We start from the raw sequence: 20,983 nt of genomic DNA on the forward strand, positions 1-20,983 counted from the left end.
TGGGCGCGCATGATCGTTCACACGAGCGGCGCTGACGCTGCACAGGCGCATCACCATGCCTCCAGTTGGGAGGATGTCCCGTTTTTCTGCATGGCGCCGGGTCTTTCAGCCACGCGCAGCAGCGCTGCTCGAGCCGCAGCTCGATCGGCGCGTGGAAGCGCCGCCACTGCGTGCAGCCCTGTTGGGTGACGAGCAGATGGAAGTGCTGGGGCGTGCGCTGGCGCAGGAGCACGTCCTGCTTGCTGGCTCTTCGCGCGAACTGCTGCTGGCGCGGCTGAAGTCGAACGAACATGCCCTGGCCGAGGCCGCCTCGAAGCTGGCCCAGCTGACCGGCGATGGCCTGCGCCTGCATCCGGCCGGCGAATGGTTGCTGGACAACTACTACCTGGTCGAGGAACAGATGCGGGTGGCCCGGCTGCACCTGCCGCCAGGCTACAGCCGGCAGTTGCCGCGCCTGCAGAGCGGCACCGCGCCGGGATTGCCGCGCGTGTATGCGCTGGCTCAGCAGGTCATCGCCCATGGCGATGGCCGGGTCGATGCGCTCACGCTGAGCCGTTTCATCGCCGCTTACCAAGGCGTATCGCCGCTGAAACTGGGCGAGCTGTGGGCGATCCCGATCATGCTGCGGCTGGCGTTGATCGATAACCTGCGCCGGATCGCCGACGCCATCATGCGTGACGGCGAGGACCATCGCCTGGCCAACGCCTGGTCCGAGCGCCTGAACGCGACCGCCGCGCGTGCACCGGCGGACCTGGTGCTGGTGGTGGCCGACCTGGCCCGCTCGCGCCCACCGGCCACCGGTGCGTTCGTGGCCGAACTGACCCGTGGTCTGCACGGGCGCGGGCCGGTGCTGTCGATGGCCAGCGGTTGGGTCGAACAGTGGCTGGCAACCGAAGGGCACAGCGTGGGTGGGCTGGTCCATGCCGAAAGCCAGCGCCAGGCCGCCGACCAGGTGTCGGTGAGCAACAGCATCGGCAGCCTGCGGTTTCTGGATGGCATGGACTGGCGCGAGTTCGTCGAGGCCATGAGCGTGGTGGAACAGGCGCTGCGCGAGGATCCGGCCGGGGTGTACGCGCGCATGGATTTCCAGACCCGCGACGCCTATCGCCACGTGGTCGAAAACCTGGCGCGTCGCAGTGGCCGCGACGAGCCGGATGTGGCGCGCGAAGTGGTGACGCTGGCCCGGCGCGCGCCATCGCCGGCCGCCCTCCAGGCCCACGTCGGCTATTTCCTGATCGACGCCGGATTGCCGCTGCTGCGCGCGGTGTTGCGCGGCCAGGCGCAGGCATCGCCAGCGCGTCTGCCGCGGCATCGGGCGCGGCGCGTGCCGCTGGCCGCCTACCTGGCACCGATCGCGGCGGTCATGCTGCTGTGGAGCGCGGTGCTGCTGCGCGCGATGCCGGCGCATGTGGCGGCAGGCTGGTGGTGGCTGGCCGGCGCGCTTGCGCTGCTGGCGGCCAGCGAGCTGGGCATCGTCCTGGTCAACTGGGTCGCCACGCTGCAGGTGCCGCCGCGACCGCTGCCGCGCATGGACCTGCGCCTGGGCATTGCGGAGGATTGCCGCACGCTGGTGGTGATCCCCAGCATGCTGGCCGGGCGCGAGGCGATCGACGAACTGGTCGCCGGGATGGAAGTGCATTACCTGGCCAATCGCGACGGGCAGCTGCATTTCGCCCTGCTCACCGATTTCCTCGATGCCGACCAGGCGCTGCTGGCCGAAGACCTGGCGCTGCTGGATCACGCGGCCACCCAGATCGACCGGCTCAACAGCCGCTATGCGCCCGAACACGGCAGCCGGTTCTTCCTGCTGCACCGGCCGCGCCTTTGGAATGCGGCCGAGGGCTGCTGGATGGGCGCCGAGCGCAAGCGCGGCAAGCTGGAGGCGCTCAACCGCCTGCTGAGTGCGCCGGACATGCCGGCCCAGGCGGCCAGGGATTTCCTGCAGACCCGCGGCGAGCTGGCCGGGTTGCGCCAGGTGCGCTACGTGATCACCCTGGACAGCGACACCCAGCTGCCACGCGATGCGGCGCGGGCGCTGGTCGGGGCGATGTCGCATCCGCTGAACGTGCCGCGCCTGGATCCGACCGGGCAGGTCGTCCAGGCCGGTTACGGGATCCTGCAGCCCGGGCTGGGCACGGGCATGGGCCGCGGCGAGGACTCGCGCTTCGCGCGCATGTTCGGGATCGAGCCGGGCATCGACCCGTACACGCGGGTGGTGTCGGACGTCTACCAGGACCTGTTCGGCGAAGGCTCGTTCATCGGCAAGGGCATCTACGCGGTGGCCACGTTCGAACACGTGTTGGCCGGTCGCTTCCCGGATAACCGCGTGCTCAGCCACGACCTGCTGGAAGGCTGCTACGCGCGTGCCGGGCTGGTCAGCGACGTGCGCCTGTACGAACAGCATCCGCAGCGTTATGCCGCCGACGCCAAGCGCCGAGCGCGCTGGGTGCGCGGCGACTGGCAGCTGCTGCCGTGGTTGCTGCCGTGGGTGCCCACCGCGACGGGCGGGCGCGTGCGCAATCGGCTGTCCTGGCTCTCGCGCGGCAAGCTGCTGGACAACCTGCGGCGCAGCCTGGTCGCGCCGGCCGCGCTGGTGCTGCTGGTGGCTGGCTGGCTGTATTCGCCCGCACCGCTGCGCTGGACGCTGTGGCTGTTGGTGTTGTGGCTGCTGCCCGGCCTGGCCTCGGCGGTGCACGCCCTGGTGCACGTGCCCGAAGGCATGACCATGCGCCATCACGCGCGCCAGGTGGCGCGGGACCTGGGCCAGCAGCTGCGGCGGGTGGGCGTGACCCTGGCCTGCCTGCCGTTCGAGGCCGGCCTGCAGGTCTCGGCGATCGTGCGCACGCTCTACCGCATGGGCGTGAGCCGGCGCCACCTGCTGCAGTGGAGCCCATCCAGCGAAGTCGAGCGCAGCCTGCGCGGTGGCCAGCCCGAACACCGGTTGATGGCGCCGGCCGCAGGCCTGGCGGTGGCCATCGCGGTCGTGGTGGCGTGGCGGTCGCCGTCGGCACTGTGGGCCGCACTGCCGTTGCTGGCCGCGTGGGTGGCCGCGCCCTGGCTGATGGCCTGGCTGGGCGCGCCGCCACCGGCGCCGGGCACCCAGCTCGATGCCGGTCAGCGCGCCTTCCTGGGGCGCCTGTCGCGGCGCACCTGGGCGTTCTTCGAAACCCACTGCACCGCACTGCACCACTGGCTGCCGCCGGACAACATCCAGGAGCATCCCGTGGCCGTGGTCGCCAGCCGGACCTCGCCGACCAACATCGGCCTGGCGCTGCTGGCCAACCTGGCCGCCTATGACCTGGGATACCTGGCCGTGTCCGGCGTGATCACGCGCGTGGCCGACACCCTGGCCACGCTGGAGACCCTGCCGCGCCACCGTGGCCACTTCTTCAACTGGTACGACACCCAGACCCTGGTGCCACTGCCGCCGCGCTATGTCTCCAGCGTGGACAGCGGCAACCTGGGCGGCCATCTGCTGACCCTGCGCCAGGGGCTGCTGGCACTGGTCGATGCGCCGGCCATGTCGATGGCGACCTTCGACGGGCTGGCCGACACCCTGGGCCTGCTGCGCCTGCCGCAGGCTCGCCAGAGCGAAGCGGCCGAGCGGGCCACCGCCGTGTTCGGCCATACGCTCAACGAGATGCGGGCGCTGCCCGACCCCAGCCTGCGCCAGGTGTCCGATGCCCTGGGCACGCTGATCGAGCAGGGCGAGTTGATCGTGATGGCGGGCCAGGCGGCAGGCAGCGACGGCGACGAACCCTGGGCGCAGCGCCTGGTCAGCGCGTGCCAGGCGGCGCGCGCCGATCTGCATCACTGCGCGCCGTGGCTGGTCAGCGCGGCCCTGGACGGCGAGCAGCATGGCCTGCGCGCGGTGCCGAGCCTGCGCCAGCTGCGCCAATCCAGTCAGATCGCCAGCGTGCAGCGCTGGGCCGGCGAGCGCATCCAGCAGCTGGAGCGCCTGGCGCACGTGGCCGGGCAGCTGTCGCTGATGGACTACGGCTTCCTCTACGACCGCACCCAGCACCTGCTCTCGATCGGCTACAACGTCGAGGAGCGGCGCCTGGACGAAAGCCGCTACGACCTGCTGGCCTCCGAGGCGCGGCTGGGCAACTTCGTGGCCATCGCCCAGGGGCAGCTGCCGCAGGAAAGCTGGTTCGCGCTGGGCCGCACGCTCACCGAGACCGGCGGCGAACCGACGCTGCTGTCCTGGAGCGGCTCGATGTTCGAGTACCTGATGCCGCAGCTGGTGATGCCCAGCTATCCGCATACCCTGCTGGACCGGACCGCGCATGGCGCGGTGCAGGCGCAGATCCGCTACGGCGCGCAGCACCAGGTGCCCTGGGGTGTGTCCGAGTCCGGCTACAACAGCGTCGACACCCGCCGCAACTACCAGTACCGCGCCTTCGGCGTGCCCGGCCTTGGGCTCAAGCGCGGGCTGGGCCAGGACCTGGTGATCGCCCCCTATGCCAGCGCGATGGCCTTGATGGTCGAACCCGACGCGGCCTGCCGTAACCTGCAGCGGCTGGACGGACTGGGCTTCGGCGGGCGCTTCGGCTTGTACGAAGCGATCGACTACACGCCTTCGCGGGTGCCGCGCGGCGAAACCCATGTGCTGGTGCGCTCGTTCATGTCGCACCACCAGGGCATGGCGCTGCTGGCGCTGGACCACGTGCTGCGCGATGGGCCGATGCAGAAGCGCTTCGTGGCCGATCCGGAGTTCCAGGCCACCTTGCTGCTGCTGCAGGAGCGCGCGCCACGCACCGGCGGGGTGTATGCCAAGGGCCTGGCCGAGGTGGCCGCACGCGCCGCACCGCTGGACACCGGCATGCCGCTGCGCATCTTCCGCGATCCCGACCAGGCCCAGCCAGCGCTGCAGTTGCTGTCCAACGGCCGCTACCACGGCATGCTCACCAGCGCCGGCGGCGGCTACAGCCGGGTCCGCGACATGGCCGTCACCCGCTGGCGCGAGGACGGCACGCGCGATCCGTGGGGCACGTTCTGCTACCTGCGGGCGGTGGAGGGCGGCGCGTTCTGGTCGGCCACCCACCAGCCCACCTGCGTGCCGGTGGACCGCTACGAGGCGATCTTTTCCGACGCCAAGGCCGAGTTCAAGGGCAGCCACCTTGGCTACGACAGCCACCTGGAGATCGCCATTTCCGCCGAGGACGACGTGGAGCTGCGCCGCCTGCGCATCCGCAACCGTTCGCGCCACGCGCGGGTGATCGAGATCACCACCTACGCCGAAGTGGTGTTGGCCCCGGCGCTGTCCGACGAGATGCACCCGGCCTTCAGCAACCTGTTCGTGCAGACCGAGCTACTGGCCGACAGGCAGGCGCTGCTGTGCACCCGGCGTCCGCGCGCCGATGACGAGGCGCAGCCATGGATGCTGCACCTGGTGGCCGTGCATGACGCGGACATCGCCACGATTTCCTACCAGACCGACCGCGCGGCCTTCATCGGTCGCGGCCGCAGCACGCGCGATCCGATTGCGCTGGTGGAGACCGCAGCCCTGTCCGGCACCGCCGGCTCGGTGCTCGACCCGATCGTGGCGATCCGCTGCCGGATCACCCTGGCACCGGACCAGCAGGCGCAGGTGGACATGGTCTATGGCCTCGGCGGGGACCGCGCGGCCTGCGTGGCGCTGATCGACAAGTATCGCGACCGGCGCCTGGCCGACCGGGTGTTCGACCTGGCCCTGACCCAGAGCCAGGTGACGCGTCGGCAGATCAACGCCTCGCTGAACGATGCGCTGCTGTACGAGCGCCTGGCTGCGCGCGTGCTGTTCGCCGATCCGCAGCTGCGGGCCGAGGCCGAGGTGCTGCTGCAGAACCGGCGCGGGCAGTCGGCACTGTGGGCGCATGGCATTTCCGGCGACCTGCCGATCGTGCTGCTGCGCCTGGCCGACCCGGACACCATGGCCCTGGTCAGGCAGATGGTGCAGGCGCACGCGTACTGGCGCCTCAAGGGCCTGCGCGTGGACCTGGTGATCTGGAACGAAAGCCAGGCCGGCTATCGCCAGCAGCTGCAGGACACCATCGTCGGCCTGCTTGCCGCCGACCCGGAAGCCAACGTGCTCGACCGTCCCGGCGGCATCTTCGTGCGCGCGATCGAACACATCCCGCACGAAGACCGGGTGCTGCTGCAGACCGTGGCGCGCGCCATCCTCAGCGATGCCAACGGCAGCCTGGCCGCGCAGCTGGAACGCCATCCCACCCTGCGCATGCAGCCACCGCTGCTGGAGCCGATCGCGTTGGCGCCTGCAGGCGATGCAATGGCCGCCGGCACGCTCGAGCCGGCGCCTGCGACAACGCCGCCGCCGGATGAGGCGGCGCTGCTGTTCGACAATGGAATCGGTGCCTTCGCCGCCGACGGCCGCGAATACCGGATCGTGCTGGAAGAGGGCGCACCCACCCCCGCGCCCTGGGCCAACGTGCTGGCCAACGCCGGCTTCGGCACCGTGCTCAGCGACAGCGGCGCCGGTTACACCTGGGCCGAGAACGCGCACGAATTCCGGCTCACGCCTTGGCACAACGATCCGGTGGCCGATGCCAGCGGCGAGGCCTTCTACCTGCGCGACGAGGACAGCGGCCAGGTGTGGTCGCCGATGGCGCTGCCGCGCCGCGGCCACGGCCGCTACCAGGTGCGCCACGGCTTCGGCTACAGCGTGTACAGCCACCTCGAGCACGGCATCGACAGCGAGCTGTGGGTGTTCGTGGATGTCGAGCAACCGGTCAAGTACAGCCTGCTGCGCCTGAAGAACCTGAGCGGTCGTGCGCGCCGGCTCAGCGCCACCGGCTATGTCGAATGGGTGCTGGGCGACATCCGCGCGCGCTCGCACTTGCACGTGGTGAGCGAGGTGGACCTGGCCAGTGGCGTGCTGACCGCGCGCAATCCCTACAACACCGAGTTCGACGGACGGGTGGCGTTCTTCGATGTGGATGCGCAGGTGCGCAGCGTCAGCGCCGACCGGGTGGAATTCATCGGCCGCAACGGCAGCCTGGCCGCGCCGGAAGCCTTGCGCCGGCAGCGGCTGTCCGGGCGCGTGGGCGCCGGGCTGGACCCGTGCGCGGCATTGCAGGTCCCGATCGAACTGGGCATCGACCAGCAGTTCCAGACCGTGTTCCGCCTCGGCGCAAGCCAGGGCCGCGATGCAGCGCTGGCCCTGGCCACCCAGGTGCGCGGCGTGGCGGCCGCGCAGGCGGCGCTGCAGGCGGTGCGCCGCTACTGGGACCACACCCTGGGCGCGGTGCAGGTGCGCACGCCGGAGCCTTCGGTGGACCTGCTGGCCAACGGCTGGCTGCTGTACCAGACCATCGCCTGCCGGTTCCTGGCGCGCAGCGGCTATTACCAGTCGGGCGGGGCATTCGGCTTTCGCGACCAGCTGCAGGACAGCATGGCCATGGTCCACGCGCAGCCGGCGCTGAGTCGCGCCCATCTGCTGCGCAGTGCGGCCCACCAGTTCCTGCAGGGCGACGTGCTGCACTGGTGGCATCCGCCGCACGATCGCGGCGTGCGCACGCATTGTTCGGATGATTTCCTGTGGCTGCCGCAGGCGCTGTGTCGTTATCTGGAGGTCACCGGCGATGCGGCGGTGCTGGGCGAACCGGTGGGGTTCATCGACGGCCGTGCGTTGAATGCCGACGAGGAGTCCTACTACGACCAGCCGCAGCCAGCCGGCCCGGCGCAGTCGCTGTATGCGCATGCGCGGCTGGCGTTGCAGCGCGGATTGGCGCAGCGCGGTGCGCGCGGGCTGCCGTTGATCGGCAGCGGCGACTGGAACGATGGCCTCAACCGGGTCGGCAAGGACGGCAGGGGCGAGAGCGTGTGGCTGGGCTTCTTCCTGCACGATGCGCTGCTGCGGTTTGCGCCGCTGGCCACCCGGCAGGGCGATGCCGGGTTTGCCGCCGAGTGCATCGCCCAGGCGCAGGCCCTGCGCGATGCACTGGAAACCCACGCCTGGGACGGCGCCTGGTATCGACGGGCCTGGTTCGACGACGGCACGCCGCTGGGCTCGAGTGCGTCGGCCGAATGCCGGATCGATTCGCTCTCGCAGAGCTGGTCGGTGCTGTCCGGCGCGGCCAGCCCGGCGCGGCGCCAGCAGGCGATGGAGGCGATGTACGCGCAGCTGGTCGATGCCGATGCGCAGGTGGTCAAGCTGCTGGCACCGCCGTTCGACCTGAGCGGACACGACCCCGGTTACATCCGCGGCTATGTCCCTGGCGTGCGCGAGAACGGTGGCCAGTACACCCATGCTGCGGTGTGGGCGGCGATGGCTTTCGCCGAGCTCGGTGACCACCAGCGCGCGTGGGAACTGGCCGGCATCATCAATCCCATCGGCCATGCCCGCGACGCGGCGGCGGTGCAACGTTACAAGGTCGAACCCTACGTGCTGTCGGCCGATGTCTACGCGGTGCCCCCGCACCAGGGCCGCGGTGGCTGGAGCTGGTACACCGGCGCGGCCGGCTGGATGTATCGGCTGCTGACCGAATCGCTGCTGGGCCTGCAGCGTGACGGCACCCGCATGCGGATCGTGCCGTGCATGCCCGCGGCCTGGCCGGGCTATCAGCTGCGCTATCGTCACGGCGGCAGCGGCTATGTGATCGATGTGGTCCAGCGCGCAGACGCGGCGCCAAGCCTGCAGCTGGATGGCATCGTCCAGGACGGACTGGACTTTCCCTTGATCGATGACGGGGCCGACCACGCGGTGACGCTGGTCTGGCCGGGAGGCGGGCGATGAGTACGCGCATGCAGCTGGACCGCGAACTGGACCAGCTGGAGCAGATGCTGCCGATCTGGATCGAGAAGCTGCGCCACCCGAGCGAGTTCTGGCCGCAGTTCGATGCTCTGGCCCAGGCCATCGTCGACGACGCCCCGCCGCAGGATGTCCAGTACGTGCAGCACCGCCTGGCGCTGATGCAACAGCAACATGGCCTGCACCGGGGCCATGGGCCCGGTGGCTACGATGATCGCTGAAGCCCTGCAGCGACAGGGCCTGCACCGTCTGTCCGAATCCCGCATGCGCTGCAGTGAATCAGCGTAGCGTGCCGAAGGTGGCAGCTACGCCCGCTCGAGAAGGATTGGCATGGACGGCATCAAGCTGCATCGGATCGTGTGTCGATCCTTTGCGCCGGGCACGGTGATCGCCGGCGGCGGCGTGCCCGAGCGCGCCAGCAACGATGGTCAGCCGCCGGCTTTCCCGCTGGACCCGGCGACGCTGCTGCCCTCGTTTGTTGCGCCCGAACCGCGCCTGCGGTGAGGCCAGCCGGAAATCACATGTTCATCCTGCGCCTGGGCCGCAGCCAGTCGATCGGCCCGGCGCGCCTGCAGCAGATGTGGAAAATGGCCTGCGCCTGCCCTGATATCAGCGTCTCACGTCAGCCAGGACAGCAGGACGATCGCACCTATCTTCTGGCCGCGCATATGGACGTGCTCGAACACGACGCCGAGCAGCGCATGCGCCAGATGCTGGAAGGCGAGGGCTTCCTGTTCCGGCTGATGCGCGCCCGCTGAGCAGCGCCCAGGCCGGCGGCGTTGCCTCAGCTGTTGCCACGCGCCAGCAATGCTTCCATCACCACCTGTCCATCCTCGTTGCGTGCGACCAGGGTGCCGCGGTGGGCCTGTACGAACTGCTGCGCGATATACAAGCCCAGCCCGAGCCCATCGCTGGCCCGGAAGCGGCCCTTGAACGGCTCGAACAACCGCGGCAGCAGTTCATCGGCAATGGCCCCGGCGTTGCGCACCCGCAGCCGGATCTTGTCCGCGTCCAGGCCTTCCAGTTCCACCTGCACCGGCGCGCCGCCGCCGTGGACCACCGCATTGCCGATCAGGTTGGACATCACCTGGGCGAAGCGGTCCGCATCGACGCTGGCCTGCAGGTTGCCAGTGCAGGTCAGCTGGATGTCCGCGCCGGGGTGAGCCTGGGCTGATTCCTCCACCGCTGCGCGGGCCAGCTCGGCCAGGTCGCCAGGCCTGAACTTCATGCGCAGCCCGCCGCTGCGGATGCGCGAGAAATCCAGCAGCTGCTCGACCATGCGCGCCATGCGCCGGCCGCTGCTCTCCAGAAAGCGCAGGGTGCGCCGGGTGCCCTGGTCCTGTGGAAGCTCGTGGCTGAGCTTCTCGGCGCAGAGCAGCACCACCGACAGCGGCGTGCGCAAGTCGTGGGTGAGCACGGCCATCATGGTCTCGTTCAGTTCCAGCGCACGCTCCAGCGCCGCGTTGCGCTTGGCCAGCAGCTGGCGCTGCTGGTAGAGCTCGATGAACACCTTGATCTTGCCCAGGATCACATGCGGCTCGATCGGCTTGTGCAGGAAATCCACCGCGCCGCTTTCATAGCCCTTGAATGCACGCGTGGGATCGTTGGGCGAGGCAGTGAGGAAGATGATCGGCACCTGCCGGGTGCGCTGCGAGCCACGCATCAGCTCGGCCAGGGTGAAGCCGTCCATGTCCGGCATGTGCACATCCAGCAGGGCCAGGGCGACCTCGTGCTGCAGCAGCAGTTCCAGCGCCTGCGCGCCGGAACTGGCGCACAGGATGTTCAGGCCGTCGCGGCGCAGCAGCGCCTCCATCGCCACCAGGTTCTCCGGAACGTCATCGACGATGAGCAGGTTGACCGGCTCGCTGGGCGGTGGGGTGGCGTCGGACTGGGTGAGCTTCATGGATAAAGCTGCCTCAAATGGGTGCAAAGATCTTGCAGGGTCAGCACGGCATCGGCGCCGGCGTGGGCCAGGGCCGAAGCGGGCATCAGCGGCGAGCTGGCTTCCTGCGGCGACTGGATCCAGGCGGTGCCGCCGGCCGCGCGCACCGCGGCGATGCCGGCCGTGCCATCGCTGCTGGCGCCGGTCAGCAGGATCGCCAGCAATCGCGTGCCGAACACCTCGGCGGCCGATTCGAACAGCGGATCGATCGCCGGGCGCGAGAACAGCACCGGCGCATCCACCGACAGCGCCAGCGTGTTGCGATCTTCCACCAGCAGGTGGTAGTCCGGCGGCGCAAACACCACCGTGCCGGGCTGTAGCGGCTGCTTGTCCTGCGCCTCGCTGACCGGCAGGCGGCAATGGGTGGCGAGCAGTTCGGCGATGCGGCTGGTGCGGTCGCGTGGCAGGTGCAACACGATCAGCACCGGCACCGGCAGCTGCGCGGACAGGCAAGCCAGCAGCTGCTGCAGCGCCAGCACGCCGCCAGCCGATGCGCCGATGACGATGGCGTCGAAGCGCGAGCTGGGCGCCGGCATGCTCATGCGACCTTGCGGTACAGGCGCTGCTCGCGCGCACAGGCTTCAAAGGCACGGGCATGGGCGCCGAACTGCAGCGACTCCTTGCTGCCCAGGCCCAGGAAGCCGCGATGCACAAGGGCCTCGTGGAACAGGCCGATCGCCCGGTCCTGCAAGGCCCGGTTGAAGTAGATCAGCACGTTGCGGCACGACACCAGGTGCACCTCGGAGAACACCGTGTCGGTGGCCAGGCTGTGGTCGGCGAACACGATGTTGCGCCGGAGCGTGCGGTCGAACACCGCGCCGTTGTAGGCGCCGGTGTAGTAGTCCGACAGCGATCCCTTGCCGCCGGCCTTGAGGTAGTTGCGGCTGAACAAGGCCATCCGCTCCAGGTCGAAGATGCCGGCCTCGGCCGTGCTCAGCGCCTCGGGATTGATGTCGGTGGCATAGAGGATGCTGCGCTCCAGCAGGCCTTCCTCGCGCAGCAGGATCGCCAGCGACCACACTTCCTCGCCGGTGCTGCAGCCGGCCACCCACAGCTTGATCGACGGATAGGTGCGCAGCACCGGGACAGCCTGCTCGCGCAATGCGCCGAAATAATCCGGATCGCGGAACATTTCCGAGACCTGCACGGTGAAAAACTGCATGGCCTGGGCAAACAGCTCCGGCTCGTGCAGCAGCCGGTGCTGCAGCTGCGCCACCTGCGTGCAGTCGTAGCGCGCCATCGCCTGGCGCACGCGCCGGCGCAGCGAGGACATCGCATACTGGCGGAAATCGTAGTGGTAGCGCTGGTAGATCGCCTCCAGCAGCAGCTTCAGCTCCAGGTCGAAGAGCTCGGCCTCCTTCACTGGCGCGAGCACCACACCCGGCACAGCGAGACCAGCTTGTCCACGTCGATCGGCTTGGCGATGTAGTCGTTGGCGCCGGCTTCCAGGCAGCGCTCGCGATCGTCGGCCATGGCCTTGGCGGTGAGCGCGATGATCGGCAGATGCTGCAGGTGGCGGATCTTGCGGATCTCGCGCATCGCGGTCAGGCCGTCCATCTCCGGCATCATGATGTCCATCAGCACCAGGTCGACCTGGCGCACCTTCAGCCGCTCCAGCGCCTCCAGCCCGTTGCGGGCGATTTCCAGCTTGACGCCCAGCGGCTCGAGCACGCTGGACAGGGCGAAGATGTTGCGCACGTCGTCTTCGGCCAGCAGCACGGTGCGTCCGTCGAGCACCGCATCGCGGCGGCGCGCCTCGCGCAGCAGGCGCTGCTGGTCGCTGGGCAGCGAGGCCTCCACGCTGTGCAGGAACAGGGTGACCTCGTCCAGCAACCGTTCCGGCGAGCGCGCGCCCTTGATGATGATGCTCTTGGAGTAACGGCGCAGGCGCTGTTCCTCGTCGCGGGTCAGCGCGCGGCCGGTGTAGACGATCACCGGCGGGAAAGCGACCGCCTCGTTGTCGGCCATGCGTTCGAGCAGGTCGTAGCCGCTGCCGTCGGGCAGGGCCAGGTCGGTGACCATGCAGTCGAAGGTGGCCGCGGCCAGCTGCTCCATCGCCTCGGCGATGCTGCCCACGGTGGTGATTTCCAGCTGCTCGTGGGCCAGCAGGCGGCGCAGGCTTTCACGCAGCTCGCGGTCATCCTCGACGATCAGCAGCCGGCGCAGGTCGCGCGCGCTGGTTTCCTCCAGCTGGCGGATCGCGCTGACCAGGCGCTCGCGCGTGGCCGGCTTGAGCAGGTACCCCACCGCGCCCAGTTCCATCGCCACCTGGCTGTGCTCCTGCGCCGAGACCACGTGCACCGGGATGTGGCGCGTGGACGGATCGCGCTTGAGCCGCTCGAGCACGCTCAGGCCCGACACGTCAGGCAGGCCCAGATCCAGCAGCACGCCGCTGGGTCGCAGCTCGGCCGCCAGGGCCATGGCTTCCTCGGCCGTTGACGCCACCACGCAGTCGAAGTCCATGTCGTGCGCCAGCTCGACCAGTGCATGGGCGAAGGCCGGATCGTCCTCCACCGCCAGGATCATCCGGCCCGGACGGTGGCCACGATCGCGGTCGTCCTGCGCCCTGGGCACCGGCGCGGACTGCGCGGCTGCAGTGGCGGGGCGTTGGGTGCGCGCCACCGCCGCCGGTGCAGGCATTGCGACCGGCGCCGACGTGGCCTGGCTGCTGGCCGGCACGGCGGGTGCCAGCGCGGCGGCGGGCGCGCCGTCCACCGGCAGTTCCAGGGTGAAGCTGCTGCCCTGGCCGGGCGTGCTGGCCACGCTGATCGCACCGCCCATGCGCACGGCCAGATCGCGCGAGATCGACAGACCCAGGCCGGTGCCGCCGAAGCGGCGCTGGGTGCTGCCGTCGGCCTGGCGGAAGGCCTGGAAGATCACCTCGGTCTGTTCCGGGGCGATGCCGATGCCGGTGTCGCGGACCACGAAGCGCACCCGCTGCGGGCCGTGGGCCTGTACGTCCAGGGTGACGCTGCCGCGTTCGGTGAACTTGACCGCGTTGGCCAGCAGGTTGTTGAGGATCTGTTGCAGGCGATGGCTGTCCACCTGCAGCTGTGCCGGCGCGTCGGCGCTGGCGGCGATCTGCAGCTGCAGGCCCTTCTGTGCGGCCAGCGGCTCGAAGGTCTCGCGCAGGCGCAGCAGGATCGCTTCGGTGGCGACGGTCTCCTCGGCCAGTTCGACGTGGCCGGCCTCGATCCTGGACAGGTCCAGGATGTCGTTGATCAATGCCAACAGGTCGGTGTTGGACGAATGGATCGCCTGCGCATATTTGACCTGCTCGGCGTTGAGGTTGCCCTCGCGGTTGTCCGCAAGCAGCCTGGCCAGGATCAGCGAGCTGTTGAGCGGGGTGCGCAACTCATGGGACATGTTGGCCAGGAACTCGGATTTGTAGCGCGAGGAGGCCGCCAGCTCGCGGCTGCTGCGCACCAGTTCGGCCTGCGCACCCAGCAGCAGGTGGCGCTGGGATTCCAGCTCGTGGGTGCGTTCTTCCAGGTGCACGTTGATCTGTTCCAGCTCGGCCTGCTGCTGCTCCAGGTTGGCCTGGGATTGCTGCAGGCTGCGGCTCTGCTCCTCCAGTTCCTCGTTGGTCACCCGCAGTTCTTCCTGCTGGGTCTGCAGTTCCTCGCTCTGGCGCTGGGTTTCTTCCAGCAGTTCGACCAGTTCCGAACGCAGCTGCGCGGTGCGCAGGGCCACACCGATGGTTTCCATGCAGCGCTCCAGCAGCGCCAGCGCACGGCGGCCATCGTCGCTGACCGCAAGTCGGCCCAGTTCCAGGACGCCGACCACGCGCCCGTCGGCGGTGACCGGCGCGATGAACAGCTCGGCCGGCGCACTGCGCCCCAGTGCCGATTCGATCGGCAAGTGTGCGCCCTGCGGGCCGCGCAGATGGCGCGGGCGTGCCTGCTGCACCACTTCGCCCAACTGGCCGTTGTCCAGCGGCAGCTCGTGCACGGCTGATAGGGGCAGGGCAATGCCGCCGGTCAGCAGCAGGCGCTGGCCCTGCACCCGATACAGGGCGCCGACCTGCGCATCGAGCTGCTCGCACAGGATGCGCAGTGCCAGTTCGGCCATCTGCGCAGGTTCCAGATCGCCCTGCAGGCTGACCGCCACCGCGTTTTCGCTCTCCTGCAGCCACAGCATGTATTCGGCGTGCAGGCGTGCGCGGATGGCCTGCATCGCGATCAACCCGGTGGCGATGAAGCAGATCCCGCCCATGCTGCGGTTGACGATGGAGAACGATGCGCTGTTGCTGGCCGGTGCCAGGTGGTAGCCCACCACCAGCAGTACGCAGGCGAGCAGGGCCAGGATCAGCGGCACCTGAGGACGACGCTGGAACAGGCACACGGACACGGCCAGGAAGTAGCCCAGCCATACCGCATAACCCAGCGGTGTGACCAGTTCCGCAAACAGCGTTGCGATCGACAGGGCGGCTGCGGCCGCCCAGATCCAGGGGTCACGCGATACGGGCGCAGCGCTCATGCTTGATCGTGGAAGTCGAAAAAGACGGAGGATTTTATCCGATCACCAGCGCGCGCAGCCGCCTTTGACGCATGCACGAATCCTTCACGCCGCAGCTTGCCAGACTCCGGGGCGTGGGCTGCGTGCGGCGCGCCGCGCCGCCGTTTTTGATCGTCAGGACAGGTTTTCCATGAGCCAACCCTTGCGCGTCCTCCTTGTCGAGGATCAGGCCGACCTTCGCGAATTGATGGCCGATGCCTTGACCGGCCTTGGCATGCAGGTCGCCACCGCCGCCGATGCCAACAGTGCCTTGTCGCTGCTCGATGCGGACCCGGTCGTCGACGTGCTCCTGAGCGACGTTTACATGCCCGGCCAGATGAGCGGCGCCGAGCTGGCCGTGCGCGTTTGCAGCAAGTTTCCCGAGGTGCGCGTGATCCTGGCCTCGGGCCAGGGCCGCCACCAACTGCCGGAGCTGCCGGCCAGTGTGGAGTTCGTGCAGAAGCCCTACAGCCTGGCCCAGCTCATCGGCCTGCTGCGCAATCGTGCCTCGGCCTGAGGGGTTCGCGCGCGGCGCCTCCAGCCAATTGTCGGGTGACATCACCTGCGGGTGGGAGGGTCAGCGTGATCGTGGGTCGATCGTGGCGTGTCCGGCAGGCAAGGTGGAGCCCCGTGGTCCTGCTCGGGTGTTTCCCGGAAAAGTCACTGCCGGGCGCGCGGCCCGTCAATGCCGTTGCCCGCCATCAGGGTCGGTCCGGCTGTCCTGCAAGGACCGGAGCGCTGACGCGACAGCGCGCACTGTTCACACCTTGAACGTCGGCGCGTGCGCAAGCTGCGCGCCATGATCGGGCCGCCGGTGCGCCCGGGGAAGGAGCGCGGGAATGGAACACAGCCTGTTTGATCTGGCGATGCCGTGGTGGCAGTTCGTCCTGCGCGCGGTCGCGGTGTACGTGGTGGTGCTGTTGATGGTGCGCGTGACCGGCAAGCGCGCCCTGGGGCAGACAGCGCCGTTCGACATGCTGGTGATCGTGCTGCTGGGCGAGGCGGTGCAGAACTCCCTGATCGGCGAGGATACCTCGCTGCTGGGCGGGCTGATCCTGGCGGCGGTGCTGCTGCTGCTGAACTGGCTGGTGGGCTTCGCCACCGCGCGCAGCAGGCGTCTGGACCTGCTGGTCCAGGGCAGGCCGGTGGTGTTGGCCCGCGACGGCCAGATCGCCTGGGAAGAACTGGTCAAGCGCAATGTCAGCTACGCCGATTTCGAAACCTCCAAGCGTGAGGCCGATTGCCGCGACGACAGCGAGATCGACCTGGCCATCCTGGAGACCTCCGGCAGGATCACCGTGCTGCGCAAGAGGGACTAGCCTGGCAGGCAGGCTCAGGCTTGCCCCTCGCAGACGCCGGGGGTAGGCTCCGGGGCGGGGAATTGCCGCGTTTGACAAGGGGGACAGGGATGACGATCCGGGTCTTTCTGGTGGACGACCACGCGCTGGTCCGCACCGGGCTGAAGATGATTCTGGCCGATCAGGTCGATATCGAGGTGGTCGGGGAAGCCGAAAGCGGCGAGCAGGCACTGCCGCAGATCCGCAGGCTCAAGCCGCACGTGGTGCTGTGCGACATGCACCTGCCGGGCCTGAGCGGGTTCGATGTGACCGAGCGCATCGTGCGCGGCGACTCCGGCAGCCGGGTGATCATCGTCTCGGTGCTGGAGGACGGGCCATTGCCCAAGCGCGTGCTCGAAGCCGGTGCTTCGGGCTACGTGGGCAAGGGTGGCGATGCCAACGAACTGCTGCGCGCGGTGCGCGATGTCTCGCGTGGCAAGCGCTACCTGGGCAGCAACGTGGCCCAGAATCTGGCGCTGTCGTCGATGAGCCAGGACGCCTCGCCGTTTGACGGGCTGACCGCACGCGAGCTGGAAGTGGTGATGCTGCTGGTGCAGGGCCTGCGCCAGAACGAAATCGCTGCCCGGCTCAGCCTGAGTCCCAAGACGGTGAGCACGCACAAGACCCGCGTGTTCCAGAAGGCCCGGGTGCAGGACACGGTGGCGCTGGCCCGGTTGGCCGCGCAATATGGATTGGTCGACACGGCCCGGGTCGTCTAGACGCGGGCCTGTCGAGCAGCGCCCGGAATCAGGCGCTGCGTTCGCTCCCGGGCCTGTCCGGCGCGCGCTGGTCGTCGTTGTGGGCTTCGGTTTCCCCCTGGGTCGGACGCGGGGCCGACACCGGCTCGAACAGGTGGCCGGTCATCGACTCCGGCAGGTCGGGGTCGGCGCTGAAGAACGGCGAGCCTGCTGCCGGGCCGCTGGCCGGCATGGCCGGTGCTGCAGCCGGCGGCGCCGGGCCGACCGACGCGTCCTCAATGGGCCGGGCGGCCTCGGCCTGGCGCACGGACGGCGCGGACTGGGCTTCGACCGGCAGGTCCGGCTGCGGCTGCGCGATCGGGGCGTGCCGGGCTGGCGTGTCCTGGGCCGGGGCCACGGCGATCGGTTCCGGGGCTCCAGCCGAAGGCGTGTCGATGCTCGGTGCGGCCTCGCTGGCCACCACCTGGACCTGCGCCTGTGCCGGTTCGGCGACGACGGCCTCGGGTCCGGCGGGCCGGTGGCTGGCGATCCTCGGTTCGTCCTCGATCTCGGTCGCCGATGCGACTTCGGCCGAGGCTGCAGCGGCGGCCGGGCTCGGCGGGTTCACCTGCTCGGCGACCGGGGCAGGCGAGGCGATCACGGCCGGTCCGGCGGGCTGCGCTGCTTCAGTGCCCGATGCGGGCGCGATCGGCGCTTGCTTGCCGGTGCTCGCCTCGACCACCACGGCGGTCGCGCTGGCGGCGGCCACCGCCGCGGTGCTGGCGGCATTGGCCTGGGCCCGTGGCGGAGTCGGCCTGGCGGTCGCCGGTTCGGCGTCGTCGAAGTCGAACTCCGGCTGCGAGGAGGAAGGCACCACCACCGGTTCCTCCTCGCCCCCCAGCTCGGATTCGCCCAGTTCGCCGGCGGCATTGGCAGTGTCGCCACTGCCGCGACGACGGCGACGACCGCCGCGACGGCCGCGACGACGACGCGGCGTGCCGGTTTCATCGACACCCTCGGTCTGGTTGTCGTCACCCGCCTCATCGCTGCCATCCTCGGCATCGGCCAGGGTCTGGTCTTCCTCCGGGGCGACCGGCGGCCTGGGCTTGCGCGGTTCTGCCTGCGGCTCGGCCCTGGCTTCGGTCACCGCTGCGGGCGCTTCGGCCTGCGGCGCGGGCGCGGCCTGGACCGGTGTGGCACCTTCGGGCTGAAGGGCGGTCGCGACCGCCGCTGCAGTCACCGCATCACTGCTCTCAAGCGGCTTGCGCGGCTCGCGTGGCTCGCGCGGCGGTCTGGGCGGACGGTTGCCGTTGGCCGGCTGCTCCTGGGCGCCGTCGTGCTGCGGCCGGGGCGGCCTGGGCGGCTGCTGTGGCTTGGCCTGCTGTTGCGGCTGCTGCGACCGGGCCGGCGGTTCTGCGCGGGTGCGCGGCGAGCCATTGCCCGGGGCCTGCACGGCATCCTTGTCCTTGTTGCGGCCATCGCGGTCACGGCGCTGAGCGTTCTGCTGGCCGCCGCGGGCATGGCTGCCGCCCTGGCCGCGGCCACCCTCGCGACGCTGCGGGCCGGTGTTGCCAGCGTGATCGTTGCGGGCCGGAGCGGTCTGGCTGCGCTGCGGCTGGGCTGGCGCGGTGGCCGGGCTGCTGGCGGCGCCGAACACGCGCTTGAACCAGCCGACCACGCCGCCGGCTGCGGGCTGGGCGACCGGCGCTGCGACGACGGGTGCCGGCGTGGCTTCGACCGGGGCCGGGGCCTCGCGTTCCTGACGCACCGGCGCCGGCTGGGCGTGCTTGACCGTGGTCACCGCCGGTGCGGCCGGGATGTTGAGCTGGGCCTTGGTCAGTGCATGCACCGGCAGCTTGCGCGGGGTGCCGCGCTGGTAGCTGGGCTTGGCGGACTCTTCGCCCAGCTCGTTCTCGCGCAGGCGGGTGACCTCGTAGTGCGGGGTCTGCAGTTGCTCGTCGGCGACGATGATGATCGGCGCATCGTGGCGCTGCTCGATCTCGCGCAGGGCGTTGCGTTTCTCGTTGAGCAGGTAGTTGGCGATTTCCAGCGGCGCCTGCACCAGCACCTGGCCGGTGTTGTCCTTCATCGCGTGCTCTTCGGCCACCCGGATGATGGACAGCGACAGCGACTCGACGCTGCGCATGCGGCCGTGGCCTTCGCAGCGCGGGCAGACGATCTGGCTGGACTCGCCCAGGCTGGGGCGCAGCCGCTGGCGGCTCATTTCCATCAGGCCAAAGCGCGAGATCCGGCCCAGCTGGACCCGGGCGCGATCGTACTTGAGCGCGTTCTGCAGGCGGTTCTCGACTTCACGCTGGTGCTTGGCCGAGGACATGTCGATGAAGTCGATCACCACCAGGCCGCCCAGGTCGCGCAGGCGCAGCTGGCGGGCCACTTCCTCGGCTGCCTCGCAGTTGGTCTGGAACGCGGTTTCCTCGATGTCGCCGCCCTTGGTGGCGCGGGACGAATTGACGTCGATGGCGGTCAGCGCTTCGGTCTGGTCGACCACGATCGAGCCGCCCGAGGGCAGGCGCACGTTGCGCTCGTAGGCCGCCTCGATCTGCGATTCGATCTGGAAGCGGTTGAACAGCGGAATGTCGTCGGTGTAAAGCTTGAGCTTGCGCAGGTTGTGCGGCATGACCTGCTGCATGAATTCCTGGGCGGTGGCGTAGAGCTCCTCGGTATCGACCAGGATCTCGCCCACGTCCGCGCGCAGGTAGTCGCGCAGGGCACGCACGATCAGGCGCGACTCCTGGTAGATCAGAAACGGCGCCGGCCTGGACAGGGCGGCTTCGGCCACGGCCTTCCATACGCTCAACAGGTAATCCAGGTCCCACTGCAGCTCTTCGGCATCGCGGCCGACGCCGGCGGTGCGGATGATCACGCCCATGTCCTCGGGAATGGTCAGCGCATCCATGGCGGCTTTCAGCGCGGCCCGGTCGTCACCCTCGATCCGGCGCGAGACGCCGCCGGCGGTGGGCGAATTGGGCATCAGCACCATGTAGCGGCCGGCCAGGGAGATGAACGTGGTCAGGGCCGCGCCCTTGTTGCCGCGCTCGTCCTTGTCGACCTGGACCACCACTTCCTGGCCCTCGCGCAGCAGTTCGCGCAGGCCGGCCTTGTTGTGGTCGACCCCGGACTGGAAGTAGTCGCGGGAGATTTCCTTGAGCGGCAGGAAGCCATGGCGCTCGGCGCCATAGTCGACGAAAGCCGCTTCCAGCGACGGCTCGAGCCGGGTGATGCGGCCCTTGTAGATGTTGGACTTCTTCTGTTCCTTGGACGGCTGCTCGATATCGATGTCGTAGAGCGTCTGCCCGTCGACGATGGCCACGCGCAGTTCTTCTGCCTGCGTGGCATTGATCAACATACGTTTCATTGTCGCGTTCCTCGCGCTCTACCGCGCGACAAACGCCATGGCGTTCTTGCTTCTGGAACGTTCGGCCGCTTCCCGCGCAGGCGCGGGTGGGCGGGTTGGAGCTTCCAGCGCTTCGACACCACGGCGAGCCGCGGGAGCGCTTGTTGTTGTTGTCGGTGTTGCGGGACCGTCGGCCATCCGGCCATCAGGCCGGTTGTGCCGCGCGGGACGTGTTCAGCTCGGATGTCTGACGCACCCGGCGGTGTCAGGGATTGCCGGCGAGCCGCTAACATGGCCGCCCCGGGGACGGTGGTCGCGTACTGTGCCGGGCTTCGCCAGGAAAGCTGGGCTTCTGGCCCATGAAGCAACTTCCCTGCGAAATCAAACCCTTATCTCGCACGCCGAGTGTAACAGACAAGATGG

General features: G+C 69.5%; 12 protein-coding genes. 7 read left to right on the plus strand and 5 right to left on the minus strand.

Annotated elements, in window-relative coordinates; translation table 11 throughout:
* Positions 1-73: 73 nt before the first annotated feature.
* From D9R12_RS00885 to D9R12_RS00895, 4 genes are all read left to right on the plus strand, one after another.
* Positions 74-8,737, plus strand: coding sequence for a glycoside hydrolase family 94 protein (locus tag D9R12_RS00885; RefSeq protein ID WP_244671835.1), 8,664 nt, complete (start codon positions 74-76; stop codon positions 8,735-8,737).
* Positions 8,734-8,973, plus strand: a complete 240-nt coding sequence (locus D9R12_RS00890) for a hypothetical protein (RefSeq protein WP_043290510.1) — start codon at positions 8,734-8,736, stop codon at positions 8,971-8,973. The genes D9R12_RS00885 and D9R12_RS00890 overlap by 4 nt, the downstream gene beginning before the upstream one ends.
* 109 nt (positions 8,974-9,082) lie before the next feature.
* A complete protein-coding gene (locus D9R12_RS15670) occupies positions 9,083-9,256 on the plus strand; it encodes a hypothetical protein (protein ID WP_014160916.1) in 174 nt (57 codons plus the stop codon).
* A gap of 17 nt (positions 9,257-9,273) precedes the next feature.
* Entirely contained in the window at positions 9,274-9,510 is a 237-nt protein-coding gene (locus D9R12_RS00895; protein ID WP_014160915.1) for a hypothetical protein, read from the plus strand.
* Between the two features lie 26 nt (positions 9,511-9,536).
* Here the strand turns inward: D9R12_RS00895 and D9R12_RS00900 are convergent, their stop codons facing one another.
* The 4 genes from D9R12_RS00900 to D9R12_RS00915 are packed head-to-tail and all read right to left on the minus strand — an operon-like array spanning position 9,537 to position 15,173.
* Positions 9,537-10,655, minus strand: a complete 1,119-nt coding sequence (locus D9R12_RS00900) for a hybrid sensor histidine kinase/response regulator (protein ID WP_014160914.1) — start codon at positions 10,653-10,655, stop codon at positions 9,537-9,539.
* Complete coding sequence (locus tag D9R12_RS00905; RefSeq protein WP_014160913.1) at positions 10,652-11,230, minus strand: chemotaxis protein CheB; 579 nt, start codon at positions 11,228-11,230, stop codon at positions 10,652-10,654. The genes D9R12_RS00900 and D9R12_RS00905 overlap by 4 nt, the downstream gene beginning before the upstream one ends.
* A gap of 2 nt (positions 11,231-11,232) precedes the next feature.
* Complete coding sequence (locus D9R12_RS00910) at positions 11,233-12,081, minus strand: CheR family methyltransferase (protein ID WP_014160912.1); 849 nt, start codon at positions 12,079-12,081, stop codon at positions 11,233-11,235.
* A complete protein-coding gene (locus D9R12_RS00915; RefSeq protein WP_122227051.1) occupies positions 12,054-15,173 on the minus strand; it encodes a response regulator in 3,120 nt (1,039 codons plus the stop codon). The genes D9R12_RS00910 and D9R12_RS00915 overlap by 28 nt, the downstream gene beginning before the upstream one ends.
* Positions 15,174-15,342: 169 nt before the next feature.
* Between D9R12_RS00915 and D9R12_RS00920 the strand changes: the two genes are divergently transcribed.
* From D9R12_RS00920 to D9R12_RS00930, 3 genes are all read left to right on the plus strand, one after another.
* Positions 15,343-15,708, plus strand: coding sequence for a response regulator (locus tag D9R12_RS00920; protein WP_014160910.1), 366 nt, complete (start codon positions 15,343-15,345; stop codon positions 15,706-15,708).
* Positions 15,709-16,030: 322 nt separating this feature from the next.
* Positions 16,031-16,510 carry a DUF421 domain-containing protein gene (locus D9R12_RS00925; RefSeq protein ID WP_014160909.1) on the plus strand — a complete coding sequence of 160 codons (480 nt, stop codon included), beginning with the start codon at positions 16,031-16,033 and terminating at the stop codon, positions 16,508-16,510.
* Between the two features lie 89 nt (positions 16,511-16,599).
* Positions 16,600-17,247, plus strand: coding sequence for a response regulator (locus tag D9R12_RS00930; protein ID WP_122227052.1), 648 nt, complete (start codon positions 16,600-16,602; stop codon positions 17,245-17,247).
* A 28-nt stretch (positions 17,248-17,275) separates the two neighbouring features.
* Here the strand turns inward: D9R12_RS00930 and D9R12_RS00935 are convergent, their stop codons facing one another.
* Entirely contained in the window at positions 17,276-20,581 is a 3,306-nt protein-coding gene (locus D9R12_RS00935; RefSeq protein ID WP_244671834.1) for an Rne/Rng family ribonuclease, read from the minus strand.
* Positions 20,582-20,983: the final 402 nt, after the last annotated feature.

It is taken from the genome of Pseudoxanthomonas spadix (assembly GCF_003703395.1).
Lineage (GTDB): Bacteria > Pseudomonadota > Gammaproteobacteria > Xanthomonadales > Xanthomonadaceae > Pseudoxanthomonas_A > Pseudoxanthomonas_A spadix.